This window comes from Phytohabitans aurantiacus (genome assembly GCF_027923225.1).
Classification (GTDB): domain Bacteria; phylum Actinomycetota; class Actinomycetes; order Mycobacteriales; family Micromonosporaceae; genus Phytohabitans; species Phytohabitans aurantiacus.
Window position 1 is genome coordinate 91,550 of record NZ_BSDI01000010.1, and the last position, 12,125, is coordinate 103,674.

A 12,125-nucleotide genomic window follows, 5' to 3' on the forward strand; every position below is an offset into this window, starting at 1 on the left:
GGTCGCGCTCGCGGGCTGCGGCGGCTCGGATGGCGCTCCGCCGGTGGCGGCGTCGCCGTCGCCTTCGGCTGCGACGTCGCCCGCGTCTGACCCGACCACGGCGGCGCCTCCGCCTTCACCGACCCAGCCCGTGTCGCCATCCGCGCAGGCCGGCAGTGCCGCTGGCGTGACGGTTGAACGCAGCGGAGGGTTCGCGGGCGTCACGCAGGCTGTCGCCGTGGAGCCGAACGGTGCGTGGAAGTACCAGGGTGATGGGGGCGGCTCCGGGCCCGCGACGGGCAAGCTCACGCCGGCGCAGCGTGCTCAGCTCCAGAAGCTGCTCGCGGAGCCCGCGCTGCGGCAGGAGGGCGGCAGTCTGGATCCCCGCTGCGCGGACGCCTTCATGTACACGCTGGTGACTGGCTCGACGCGGGTGATCTGGACCGATTGCGGCGACTCGTCTCCGCCGACCGCGACGAAGATCGTCACGCTCCTGGCGGACGCGACACCGCTCTAGACGATCGCTTGAGCTACCGCGACGCTCGTCGCGCGCAAGACCGCTGCGGGAGCGGCGGTCTGGCGCACGACGGGCGTCGCGGTAGCTCGAAGCTCTCTAAAGCACCTTGCCGGGGTTGAGGAGGCCCGCTGGGTCGAGCGCCTGCTTGATCGCGGTGTGGACCGCCAGGCCGACCGGGCCGATCTCCTCGGCCAGCCAGGCGCGTTTGAGCAGGCCAACGCCGTGTTCGCCGGTACAGGTGCCGCCGAGCGACAGGCCGAGCGCCATGATGTCGTCGAAGGCGCGCCGGCACTGGGCCACGCTGGCCGGGTCGGCGCGGTCGACGACGATGTTGGGGTGCATGTTGCCGTCGCCGGCGTGACCGACGACGCCGATGGCGACCCCGTGCTCGGCGGCGATCTTCTCAGTGCCGTCGAGCAGGGCGGCCAACGCTGAGCGCGGCACCGCGACGTCGTCGATGATCAGACCGCCGTTGCCGTGCGGAAAGGCTTCCGCGGCGTACTTCTCCATCGCCCCGTGCGCGTTCCGGCGAGCCTGGAGCAGGGCGGCCGCCTCCTCGGCGTCGGTGGCGGCGTACACCTCGTCGGCTCCCGCCTCCTCGCACAGCGCGGCGATCCGTTCGAGGTCCGCCGCGGCCCGGGGGCCGGTGTCGGAGGCGGCGAGCAGGAGGGCCTTCGCGTCGGTGCGCAGCCCCATCGGCCGGTACGCCTCCAGGGCTATGAGGTGGGTCTGGTCGAGCAGTTCGAGCAGGCTGGGCGTGAGCCCGCGGGCGGAGATCGCGGCGACCGCGGCACCCGCGGCGGCCGTCGACGGAAACACCGCGACCAGGGTCAGCGACTCTTCGGCGGCGGGTCGCAGGCTCAGCGTGATCTCGGTGATCACGCCCAGCGTGCCCTCGGAGCCGACGAACAGCCGGGTCAGGTCGTACCCGGCCACGCCCTTGGCGGTACGCCGGCCGGTGCGCAGGACCTCGCCCGAGGCCAGTACGACCTCCAGCCCCAGCACGTACTCCGCGGTGACGCCGTACTTGACGCAGCACATGCCGCCTGCGTTGGTGGCCACGTTGCCGCCGATCGTCGACGACTCCCACGAGCCCGGGTCGGGCGGGTATCGCAGCCCGTGGCGGCCCACCTCGGCAGCCAGCGCCGCGTTGACCACGCCGGGCTGCACGACGGCGATCCGGTTGACCGGGTCGACCTCGACGATCCGGTCCATCGCCGCCGTCGAGAGCACGATCGCGCCGTCGACCGCGTTGGCGGCCCCGGCCAGCCCGGTGCGGGCGCCCTGCGGGACGACCGGGGTGCCCCGGGCGGCCGCGATCTTGATCACGGCGGCCACCTCGCCGGTGGTCCGCGGCCGGACGACCACGGCCGGCATGCCGTACTCGCACAGGTCGGCCTCGTCGCGCTGGTGCCCCCGCAGCAGATCGGGATCGGTCAGGACGGCTCCGTCGGGCAGGCTTGCCCGCAGATCGTCGATGAGGTCGGCCATGTCTCGCAGGCTAGCCTTCGCGTTACGGTAACGACCATGGTGTACGTCGACCCACCCGCCTGGCCAGCCCGAGGGCGGCTGTGGTCACACCTGATCAGTGACGTGTCGTACGACGAGCTGCACGCGTTCGCGGAGATGCTGGGCGCGCCTCGCAGGGGCTTCGACCGGGACCACTACGACATACCGTCGGAGCGGTTCGCGGCGGCGGTGTGGCTGGGCGCTCGGGTGGTGCCGAGCCGGGAGATCGTCCGTCTGCTGCACGGCGCCGGGCTACGACGGCCGAAGCACCGCTAGCTCGCGCGCGAGGTTGGCGCGGGCGGGCTCCTCCCACTCCGGGTGCAGCCGGTAGAGCGTGGGAAGCGCCAGCAGGTGTGAGAGCACGGCCGCCCGGCCCGCACGGAACGCGTCCTCGGGGACGTGGGCGTACTCCTCGCGGACCGCCGCCGCGTAGGCGTCGTAGTCCGCCGGGGGAGAGGCCAGGATCGCCAGGTCGGCGTCGCAGAGCAGGGCACCGTTGCCGTCGCCCGGCTCGGCGGCGTGCGTGGCCGTCAGCAGGACCAGCCGGTGCACCTCCGCCACGAGTGGCGCCGGCAGCCCGAGGGCGGCCAGCTCGGCCGAAGCGAGTGCGGCACTCGCCCGTTCGTTTGCGTCGCCGAGCGCGTGTGGGTCGTACACCGCGTCGTGGTACCAGACCGCTAGTCGCACGGGCGCGGCGGCGGACTCCACAATGGACAGCATCGTGGCCAGGTGCGCCAGGGTGTGGTACCGGCGGTGGGGCTCGCGCCACCGGTCGAGCAGGGCCTCGCCGGCACCGTCCACGGCATCCGAAGTGCACGCCGCGTCCCGCAGCGCGGTCCGCCACCGGTCGATCAGGTCCATCACACGATCATGCCGGGTAGGGTGCCCGCATGGTGGCAGTCCCGGAGACGCTGGTCAGGCGCACACGCGCCCGGCTGCGTGACCGCCTGCACCGGGTACGCATGAACCTGCTGCTCGCGCTCCAGACCGGCGTGGCCGCCGGGTTGGCGTGGCTCGTCGCGCACGATGTCGTGGGCCACCGGGCGCCGTTCTTCGCGCCGATCGCCGCGGTCATCACGCTGGCGGTGTCCGTGGGCCAGCGGCTGCGGCGCGCGTTCGAACTCGTCTTCGGTGTGGCGATCGGCATCGCGGTCCGCGACGTGCTGATCTACCTGATCGGCACCGGACCGGCACAGATCGGGCTGGTGGTGGCGCTCGCCATCGTCACCGCGATCTTCGTGGGCAGCGGGTCGGCGTTGATCACCCAGGCCGCCTCGTCGGCGGTACTCGTGGCGACCCTCACCCCACCGTCGAACGGCATCTCCTACGGGCGGTTCGTCGACGCCATGATCGGTGGTCTGGTCGGGCTGGGCGTGATGGCGCTGCTCCTGCCGCTCAACCCGCTCACGGTCGTCGGCCGCGCGGCGCGACCGGCGCTGGGCGTACTCGCTCATGGGCTGATCGAAACCGCTGACGCGCTGGCGGCGCGCGACGGCGAGCGAGCGGAGGCGGTGCTGGCGCGGTTGCGCGCCTCGGAGGGTGACGTGCGGCGCCTTCAGGAGGCCATCGACGCGGCCAGCGAGACGGCGTCGCTCGCGCCCGTGAGGTGGCGCACCAGGGGAGCGCTGAACCAGTACGTCGATGGGGCGGAGCACGCCGCGCGGGCGCTGCGCAACGGACGGGTGCTGGTGCGGCGGGCGATCGCGCTCATCGACGATGGCGAAGTCGCGCCCCCGCACCTGGTGGACGCCGTGCGGTCGCTCGGCGAGTCGGTCGAATGGCTGGAGAAGGAACTGGCTGAGGCGCAGGAGCCGGTCGCCTGCCGCGAGCGGGCGCTGCGGGCCGCGAACGAGGCGGGACTCGCGTACGCCGCCGGCGTCGGCTTCTCCGGCAGCGTGATCGTGGCGCAGGTGCGGTCGACGGCGATCGACCTCGTGCGCGCCTCGGGTCTGGAGCCGGACGAGGCGCGCCGGCTCGTGCGGCGTGCGGTTGGCCGCTCAGGCGGCGAGCCCCAGCGCTCGGCGGCTGTCGAGGGCGACGAGTAGCGCGTCTACATCGGACGGTGTGGTGCCCAGGCCGATGCTTGCGCGCAGCGCCGTCGGTGGGAAGTCACGCCTGCCGGCACGCGCGGCGGCTTCCGTGATGAGCCGCCGGGCCAGCGGATGCGCGCAGAACAGCCCGTCGCGTACGCCGATGTTGTGGTCGCGCGCCAGTTCGGCGGACACCTCGGCGGAATCCCGTCCAGCGACCACAAAGGACACTATGCCGACGCGGTCCGCGTCCGGGGCGAACATGCGTAGCTCGGCAACGCCCGGGATTTCCGCAAGACCCGATCGCAGCCGCCGCAGCAGGGCCTGTTCCCGCTCGTGCAACGCCTCGACGTCGAGCGAGGTGCACACGGCGGCCAGCGCTACGGCGCCCAGGAGGTTGGGCGTACCCGCCTCGTGCCGTGCCGGACCGGTCGCCCACCGCACGTCGTGGGTCGCGGCGCCGACGTGCGTCGTGGCGCCGCCGCCGGCCAGGTACGGCGGTGCCGCGTCAAGCCAATCGCCGCGGCCGGCCAGCACGCCGGCGCCGAACGGCGCGTACAGCTTGTGCCCAGACAGCGCCACATAGTCGACGCCCAGCGCGGCGATGTCGATCGCCGCGTGCGGGGCCAGTTGCGCCGCGTCCACCGCGATCCGGGCGCCGTGCCGCCGCGCGACGGCGGCGAGGGCGGCGATCGGCAGGCGCTCGCCGGTGACGTTGCTCGCGCCGGTCACCGCGACGAGCGCGGGCCGGTCCAGCTCGCGCAGCGCCGCGTCGACCCCGCGGATCGCCGCGCCGGGCGAGTCGGGTACCGGCAGCCGCACCGAACCCACCGGCCAGGGCAGCAGGTTGGCGTGGTGCTCGCCGCCGAACGTCACCACGGGGGTACCAGCAGGCAGCGCCCGCGCCAGCAGGTTGAGCGCGTCCGTGGTGTTCCGAGTGAAGATCACGTGATCGTCGGGGCGGGCGCCGACGAAGTCGCCGACCGCCTCCCGCGCCCGCTCATAGGCGAGCGTGCACCTGCGCGACAGCGCGCCCGCGCCCCGATGCACGCTGCCGTACCAGGGCAGGAGCTCCGCGACAGCGTCCGCGGCGGCCTGGGCACACGGTGCGGTGGCGGCGTAGTCGAGGTTGATCTGGCCGGTAATACCAAGAACGCTGGGAATGCCAAGAACGGCGGTCACGATGCCTCCGAGTCCACGCTTGTCCGGCGGACCGTCCGGCCGGACCCGGTCATCACCCGGGGCACCCCACCGCGAACTCGACGAGGGTTGCCGGCCAGCAAGCCGGGGCTTGACGCTGGCGCTCGTGACCTTGAGCCAGCATAGCGGGCCGCCCTCGCGCGCGGCACCTGGCTAGGCTGGCCGCATGGCCGTCGCAGCTCCGCCCCTCCCGCCGCCGCTGCCGACCACGCCCGCGCGGCGCGGGTTGAAGCGCGGGCTACAGATCGGGGCGGTCATCGCCTTCATCGCGCTCTGCGCGATCGCCATGCTGCTGTTCCTCGGTTTCAACATCGGGATAACCGGCCTGATCGTCGGGTTGGTGGCGGCCATCCTGCCCGTGCCGGCGCTGGTCGCGTGTTTCCTGTGGCTCGACCGCTACGAGCCGGAGCCCATCAAGTACCTGGTCTTCTGCTTCACCTGGGGTGCGTTCGTAGCGACCCTGGCGTCACTGACAGTGAATACGACGATGTCGTGGCTCTTCGACCGCGCGGGCATACCGGAGGCGCTGGTGGCGGTGCTGGTCGCGCCGTTCATCGAGGAGACGACAAAGGCGCTCGGCCCGTTCCTGTTGCTGCTCAGGCGGCGCCGGGAGTGGTCGGGCATCACGGACGGCATCGTGTACTGCGGGCTGTCGGCCGTCGGGTTCGCGATGGTGGAGAACATCCTGTACCTAGGCGGGCACGGCTACGCGACGGGCGCTGACCAGTACGGGCCGGCGACCGGGGCGCAGATGGTGTTCGCGCTCTTCATCGGCCGCATCCTGATCTTCGGCTTCGCCCACCCGCTCTTCACCTCGATGACCGGCGTGGGGCTCGGCATAGCCGCCCGCTCCGGCGACCGCCGGATCCGCCTGCTGGCCCCGATCGGCGGCCTGCTGCTCGCGATGATGCTGCACGGCGCGTGGAACCTGGTGCCGACGCTGGTACAGGTGACGGGGGAGAACCTGATCATGCTGTACGGGTACATCGGCGTGATGGTGCCGATCTTCTTCGCCATGGTGGGCTTCGCGGTGTGGTTGCGCGGCTGGGAGGGCCGGTTGACCGAGCGCACGCTGCCCGACTACGTGAAGGCCGGCTGGCTGTCACCACCCGAGGTCGCCGCGCTGGGCAGCCTCGGGCGGCGGCACTCCGCGCGGCGGTGGGCCCGGCGGGTGGCGGGTGAGCCGGGACTGCGGGCCATGCGCGGGTACCAGTTCGCCGCGACCCGGCTGGCGCTGCTGCGCGACGAGACGCGGCGCGGCCTCAACCGCACGCTCAAGGACTCTGCTCCCGCGGTGGCCGAGGAGCAGCGGCTGCTTGACGAGATCGCCGGATACCGCAGTGTCTTCGTGGGCCGCGACCCGCAGGCACCGCGCGCCGTTTGGGACGGCAGCCAGTACCACGTGATGTTTCCCGACGGCGTCACGCGCACGGTCGACGCGCCCGACGAACCGGTCGTGCCGATTCCGGTGGTGATGGCCCCGCCACCCCCACCGCAGCAGTACTACCCCACCTATAGGTAGAGGCCGGTCGCGTCGGGCTCGACGCGTTGGGCCGCCACGGCGTGCACGTCGCGCTCGCGCAGCAGCACGTACTCCCGGCCGTGCAGCTCGACCTCGGAGCGGTCGTCCGGGTCGAACAGCACGCGGTCACCGGCCACGATGGACCGGACGTGTGGACCCACGCCCACCGCGGTCGCCCAGGAGAGGCGGCGTCCCATCGAGGCGGTGGCGGGGATGACGATGCCGACGCTTGATCGGCGCTCTCCCTCGTTGCCCTCCAGCCGGACGAGTACGCGGTCGTGCAGGAGCCGGATCGGCAGCCCGTGCTCAAGGTCGGGATCGGCGGTCACGCCCGAACGCTACCGTGTCAAGTACCTGGCCGCTGCGGGTGTATCCCTCGTGATGTGGGGGAAGACTCAGGGTCTAATGGGCGGGGTCGGTCGGTTACCTCGGGCTAACGTTAGGAAGCCGATTTCTCCACCGAGGAGGAGCCCTTTGAGCCGGGTAGAGCGGGTGCGGGCTAATCTGCGCCGGGCGTACGAAGCCGGTAAGGAGTCCGTGCGCGCGCGCCGTGCCGAGGCCGCCAACGGCAACGGCGGTTACCGTGACGAGCCGCCGCCAGACGCCGCGCCGCCCGCCGAGTTGCATCCGACGACCGCCAGCCGCGACGACGCCGACGTCCCGCATGGGCTCCGCATCGCCGCCGCGTGGTCGTGGCGACTGATCGTGATCGGCGTACTCGGGTGGGCACTCCTCAAGGTGATCGCTGTACTGCACATCGTGATCGTGCCGCTGGTGATCGCGATGCTGCTGTCCGCACTCCTGGCGCCGGCCGTGCAGTCCCTGCTGCGTGCCCGGTTTCCGAAGTCGCTGGCCACCGCCGTCGTTCTCATCGGCGGCCTGGCCGCGGTCGCCCTCACGCTGACGCTGGTCATCACCGAGTTCATCGACGGGCTGCCGCAGCTCACCGACAGCGCCACCCAGGGCGTCCGGCAGATCCAGGACTGGCTACAGACCGGGCCGCTGCACCTGTCCGACAGCCAGCTCGACACCTACATCGACACCGGGGAAAACTGGCTCAAGGAAAACACCGCCTCCCTCACCGACGCGGGCGTGGCCACGGCCACCACCGTCTTCGAGGTGCTCACCGGGATGTTCCTGGTGCTCTTCGCCACGTTCTTCTTCCTGCGTGACGGCGGCCGGATCTGGCGCTTCATCGTCCGGCTCCTGCCGGTGCAGGCGCGCTGGCAGGTCGACGACGCCGGCCGGGCGGCCTGGCTGAGCCTGGTGGCGTACGTGCGGGCGACCGTGCTCGTGGCGTTCATCGACGCGGTCGGCATCGGGGTGGCCGTCTGGATCCTGGGCGTACCCTTCCCGCTCCCGCTGGCCGCGCTGGTCTTCCTCGGCGCCTTCATCCCGATCGTCGGCGCCACCCTCTCCGGCGCCGTGGCGGTGCTGATCGCCCTCGTCGACAGCGACTGGGTCACCGCGCTGATCCTGCTGGGCGCGGTGATCGCGGTCCAGCAGATCGAGGGGCACGTGCTCCAGCCGCTGATCATGGGCCGGGCCGTGGCGATCCATCCGCTTGCCGTCATCGTGGCGATCGCCGGTGGTGTGGTGTTGGCGGGGATCGTGGGCGCGCTCGTGGCAGTGCCGCTGGTTGCGGTGCTCAACACGGGCATCCGCCGCCTGACCCGCCGCCGCCCCGAAGCACCCCCGGAAGCCGTCGTGGTGGCCTCCAGCCCGCCCTAGCCTGCCCGGCTCGCCCTTAAGAGCCAGCGAGGCGTTTCAGGGCGCCGACTGCCACCTCGTGCCTCGTCGTGTACCAGAACGGGGGCAGCGACTTGCGGAGGAACGAGCCGTAGCTGCGCGCCGTCTCCAGGCGCGAGTCGAGCACCGCCACCACGCCCTTGTCGTCCATCGACCGGATCAGACGGCCGACGCCCTGCGCCAGCCGTATCGCGGCGATCGGCACGCTCACCGACGCGAACCCGGACCCGCCGGCCGCGTCGACCGCGGCGGCCCTCGCCGCCGCCAGGGGCTCGTCGGGCCGGGGGAACGGCAGCCGATCGATGACCACGAGCTGGCACGCGTCGCCGGGCACGTCGACGCCCTGCCACAGCGACATGACCCCGAAGAGGCAGCTCGACCGGTCTTCACGGAATCGCCGTACGAGCAGCGGGAGCGCCTCTTCGCCCTGAAGTAGGACGGTCAGGTCGGTGCGGTCCCGCACCAACTCGGCGGCCTGCTGCGCGGCGCGCCGGGAGGAGAACAGGCCCAGGGCACGCCCGCCGAGCGCCTCGATGAGCGTCAGCAGCTCGTTGCCGGCGGCCTCGGGCAGCCCGGAGGCCGCCGGCCGGGGCAGGTGCGCGGCCACGTACAGGATGCCCTGGCGCGGGTAGTCGAACGGCGACCCCACGTCGAGCGACGTCCAATCCGAGTCGTCGTCGACGACCGAGCCCTGAGCGGGCGCGGGCGCCGATGCCAGGCCCAGCGCCCGAGCCACGGTGTCGAACCGGCCGCCCAGCGCCAGCGTCGCCGACGTGGCCACGACCGTGCGCTCGTCGTACAGGTGCGTGGCGAGCGTGCCCGCGACGGACAGCGGCGCCACCACGACCGCGCGCCGGCCAGCCCCGAACCCCTCCGGCTTTTCGACCCAGGCGACGTCGTGGTCGGCCTCTTCGAGCAGGCGCTGTGTCGTCTTGGACAGCTCGTCGAGCACGGACTTGGCCTGCTGCTTGCGTACCGGGTCGGAGTCGTCGGCCTTGATGTCGCCGATGCCGTCGAGCCCGGCGCGGGCGGCCGCGTCGAGCAGGGTGCACGCCTCGCGCAGGGCCGGGGGCAGCCCAGCCGTGATGCGGCCGGCGGGCGTCTCGGCCAGCCCCACGGCCAGGGCGTCGCCCGACTCCACCAGCGACTCGTACGCCTGCGGCTGCACGAACGCGCGCGCCCGCCGGGCCGCCCGCTCGATGAGGTCGGGGGTCAGCTCCGCCTGGGACGCGGACGACACGCGGTCGGCCAGCTCGTGCGCCTCGTCGACGATGAGCAGCTTGTGCGGCGGGACGATGTGGCGGCCGGCGAGCATGTCGACGGCCAGCAGGCTGTGGTTTGTCACCACGATGTCGGCCTCGCGGGCGCGGGCCCGGGACGCCTCGGCGAAGCACTCGGCGCCGTACGGGCAGCGGGTGGCGCCGACGCACTCGCGAGCCGGCATGGAGACCAGCCGCCAGGCTTGATCGTCGACTCCTGGGTCCAGCTCGTCGCGGTCGCCGGTGTCGGTCTTCATCGCCCACTCGCGCAGCCGCTGGATCTGCTTGCCCAACCGGCCCGCCTCGCCGAGCCACTTGGTGCCACCACCACTCGACGGTGCGTCGAAGAGAGCGTCGTCTGGCTCGTCCTCATTGGAGTGATCGAGCCGGGCCATGCATAGGTAGTGGTGGCGCCCCTTGAGCACGGCGAAGGTCGGCCGGCGTCGCAGCACCGGCTCGACGGCATCGGCCAGCCGCGGCAGGTCGTGGTCGACGAGCTGCGACTGGAGCGCCAGCGTCGCGGTGGACACCACCACCGGCCCGTCGACCAGCAGGGCGGGTGCGAGGTAGGCCAAGGACTTGCCGGTGCCGGTGCCCGCCTGCACGAGAAGGTGCTGGCCGCTCTCGATCGACTGCTCGATCGCACCGGTCATGAGCTGCTGACCGGGGCGCGCCGCCCCGCCCGGCACCGCGCCCACCGCCGCGGCGAGCAACTCGTCGGCCGTGAGGCGGCCCGCCGATCGCGGTCGAGGAGTGGTGGGAGCGGCGGCTAGCTCAGTCACGCTGCGACCGTACCGGGCCGCACCGACGGACTCCCGGTTATCCACAGGGTGGTTCGCTTCGGATGACGATTGGCCAGCCGAACGGCCCAGTGATTGGTTCGGTTAGGGTGCGGTGCATGCCGAGCGACGTGGTCCGGGTCGTCTACCGCAAGTACGACGGCACAGCGCACCGTGACTACCCCGCGCGCCGGCTCGCCGAGGACGACATGGGGACCTGGCTGGGCGTGACCGCCGGCACGCGGTCCGTCTACCATGGCCGGCCGTCGGTGGAGCAGATCCCGTTCGTCCTGCTGGTGCCGCACGACGCCTGGTGGACGGGGATGTTCAACCCGCCGCCGCGCACCAGCGAGGTGTACTGCGACATCACCACCCCGGCTGAGTGGAGCGGCGACACGGTGCACATCGTCGACCTCGACCTCGATGTGGTGCGCCGCCGCGCGACCGGTGCGGTCGAGCTGCGCGACGAAGACGAGTTCGAGGAGCATCGGCAGCGGTTCGGGTACCCGGACGACCTGGTCGCCGAGGGCAGGGCGGCCGCCGACTGGCTGTACCAGGCGCTGGGCGACGGCACCGAACCGTTCGCGACGACGTACCGGAAGTGGCTAGCGCTCGTGGTCTAAGCGAGCGGCGGCCAGGGACCGGCCTCGGCCGGCAGCGGCGGCGCCGCCGCCACCTTCGCCGGGTTGAGCTGGTTGTAGACGGCAGTCACGCGGCCGTCGGCGATCGCGATGGACATGACCGTCCGCATCGGCCGGCCATCCTTGTACGCGCCTTCCATCTGGAAGCCGAGCGCGCCGTTGATCAGCACCATGGCCGTGCGCATCGACCGCGTGTCGCGGCCGAGCGTGCGGACCAGGCCCAGCACGAGCCGGCCCACCTCGACGGGCCCGTGCAGCGGGCGGCCGGCCGTCGGAAAGACCCCTCCGCTGTCGCCGACCATCACGACGTCCGGGGCCAGCACCGCGAGCAGCTTGTCGATCTCGCCGGACTCCACGGCCGCGGTGAACGCCGCCAGTACCCGCCGCTGCTCGGCCAGGTCGGCGGTGTGCCGCGGGCCGCCCTCGGCGACCGCTTTGCGGGCGCGCGACGCGTGCTGGCGGGCGGAGGCCACGCTGATGCCGAGCACGTCCGCGATCACCTCGAACGGCACGGCGAAGACGTCATGCAGCACGAACGCGACGCGCTGCTCGGGCGTCAGCCGCTCCAGCACCACGAGGAGCGCCATGCTGACCTCGTCGTGGCGGGTCGCCACGTCGGAGGGGTCGGGCTGGCTGGAGGGCGCCCGCTCCACGAGCGGCTCCGGCAGCCACTGGCCCGGGTACGCCTCGCGTCGCACCCGCGCGGAGCGCAGCACGTCCAGGCAGATCCGGGCGACCGTCGTGGTGAGCCAGCCACGCAGATCGCGCACCTCGGCGCGGGCGGCCGGGTCGGCGAGGGCGTCCGAGTACCGCAGCCACGCCTCCTGTACCGCGTCTTCCGCTTCGGTGCGGCTGCCCAGCATCCGGTAGGCCACCGCGATCAAGTGATCGCGTTCCGCTTCGAACTCCGCCGCCAGATCCCCCACGGCTACCAGTGTGC

General features: G+C 72.5%; 12 protein-coding genes and 1 riboswitch. Of the genes, 6 read left to right on the top strand and 6 right to left on the bottom strand.

The features are described 5' to 3' along the window. Nucleotides 1-166 precede the first annotated feature (166 nt). Nucleotides 167-496 carry a hypothetical protein gene (locus QMG73_RS13550; RefSeq protein WP_281895281.1) on the top strand — a complete coding sequence of 110 codons (330 nt, stop codon included), beginning with the start codon at nt 167-169 and terminating at the stop codon, nt 494-496. A 96-nt stretch (nt 497-592) separates the two neighbouring features. On the opposite strand, the gene QMG73_RS13555 is transcribed toward QMG73_RS13550, so the two are convergent. After that, the gene (locus tag QMG73_RS13555; RefSeq protein ID WP_281895282.1) at nt 593-1,987 is read right to left on the bottom strand and encodes an FAD-binding oxidoreductase; all 1,395 of its coding nucleotides are present in this window, start codon (nt 1,985-1,987) and stop codon (nt 593-595) included. Nucleotides 1,988-2,023: 36 nt separating this feature from the next. Between QMG73_RS13555 and QMG73_RS13560 the strand changes: the two genes are divergently transcribed. After that, nucleotides 2,024-2,281, top strand: a complete 258-nt coding sequence (locus QMG73_RS13560; protein ID WP_281895283.1) for a DUF4031 domain-containing protein — start codon at nt 2,024-2,026, stop codon at nt 2,279-2,281. Here the strand turns inward: QMG73_RS13560 and QMG73_RS13565 are convergent. Then, nucleotides 2,258-2,866 carry an HD domain-containing protein gene (locus QMG73_RS13565; protein WP_281895285.1) on the bottom strand — a complete coding sequence of 203 codons (609 nt, stop codon included), beginning with the start codon at nt 2,864-2,866 and terminating at the stop codon, nt 2,258-2,260. The genes QMG73_RS13560 and QMG73_RS13565 overlap by 24 nt on opposite strands. Nucleotides 2,867-2,895: 29 nt before the next feature. Between QMG73_RS13565 and QMG73_RS13570 the strand changes: the two genes are divergently transcribed. After that, on the top strand, nt 2,896-4,050 hold the full coding sequence (locus tag QMG73_RS13570; protein ID WP_281895287.1) for an FUSC family protein: 1,155 nt from the start codon (nt 2,896-2,898) through the stop codon (nt 4,048-4,050). Here the strand turns inward: QMG73_RS13570 and QMG73_RS13575 are convergent. Then, nucleotides 4,003-5,217, bottom strand: a complete 1,215-nt coding sequence (locus QMG73_RS13575) for an aminotransferase class V-fold PLP-dependent enzyme (protein ID WP_281895289.1) — start codon at nt 5,215-5,217, stop codon at nt 4,003-4,005. The two genes, QMG73_RS13570 and QMG73_RS13575, sit on opposite strands and share 48 nt — an antisense overlap. A gap of 10 nt (nt 5,218-5,227) precedes the next feature. Next, a riboswitch (SAM riboswitch) is annotated at nt 5,228-5,347 on the bottom strand. 54 nt (nt 5,348-5,401) lie between these two features. Between QMG73_RS13575 and QMG73_RS13580 the strand changes: the two genes are divergently transcribed. Continuing rightward, nucleotides 5,402-6,757, top strand: coding sequence for a PrsW family intramembrane metalloprotease (locus QMG73_RS13580; RefSeq protein WP_281895292.1), 1,356 nt, complete (start codon nt 5,402-5,404; stop codon nt 6,755-6,757). Here the strand turns inward: QMG73_RS13580 and QMG73_RS13585 are convergent. Beyond that, nucleotides 6,748-7,086 carry a GroES family chaperonin gene (locus QMG73_RS13585; RefSeq protein ID WP_281895295.1) on the bottom strand — a complete coding sequence of 113 codons (339 nt, stop codon included), beginning with the start codon at nt 7,084-7,086 and terminating at the stop codon, nt 6,748-6,750. The two genes, QMG73_RS13580 and QMG73_RS13585, sit on opposite strands and share 10 nt — an antisense overlap. Before the next feature lie 52 nt (nt 7,087-7,138). Here QMG73_RS13585 and QMG73_RS13590 point away from each other — a divergent pair, with 52 nt between their 5' ends. Next, the gene (locus tag QMG73_RS13590; protein ID WP_407676792.1) at nt 7,139-8,488 is read left to right on the top strand and encodes an AI-2E family transporter; all 1,350 of its coding nucleotides are present in this window, start codon (nt 7,139-7,141) and stop codon (nt 8,486-8,488) included. Nucleotides 8,489-8,504: 16 nt separating this feature from the next. On the opposite strand, the gene QMG73_RS13595 is transcribed toward QMG73_RS13590, so the two are convergent. Further along, complete coding sequence (locus QMG73_RS13595; RefSeq protein ID WP_281895380.1) at nt 8,505-10,418, bottom strand: ATP-dependent DNA helicase; 1,914 nt, start codon at nt 10,416-10,418, stop codon at nt 8,505-8,507. Between the two features lie 245 nt (nt 10,419-10,663). Here QMG73_RS13595 and QMG73_RS13600 point away from each other — a divergent pair, with 245 nt between their 5' ends. Further along, nucleotides 10,664-11,167 carry a DUF402 domain-containing protein gene (locus QMG73_RS13600; RefSeq protein WP_281895298.1) on the top strand — a complete coding sequence of 168 codons (504 nt, stop codon included), beginning with the start codon at nt 10,664-10,666 and terminating at the stop codon, nt 11,165-11,167. Here the strand turns inward: QMG73_RS13600 and sigJ are convergent. Further along, nucleotides 11,164-12,111, bottom strand: a complete 948-nt coding sequence (gene sigJ / locus QMG73_RS13605) for an RNA polymerase sigma factor SigJ (protein WP_281895300.1) — start codon at nt 12,109-12,111, stop codon at nt 11,164-11,166. The two genes, QMG73_RS13600 and sigJ, sit on opposite strands and share 4 nt — an antisense overlap. Nucleotides 12,112-12,125: the final 14 nt, after the last annotated feature.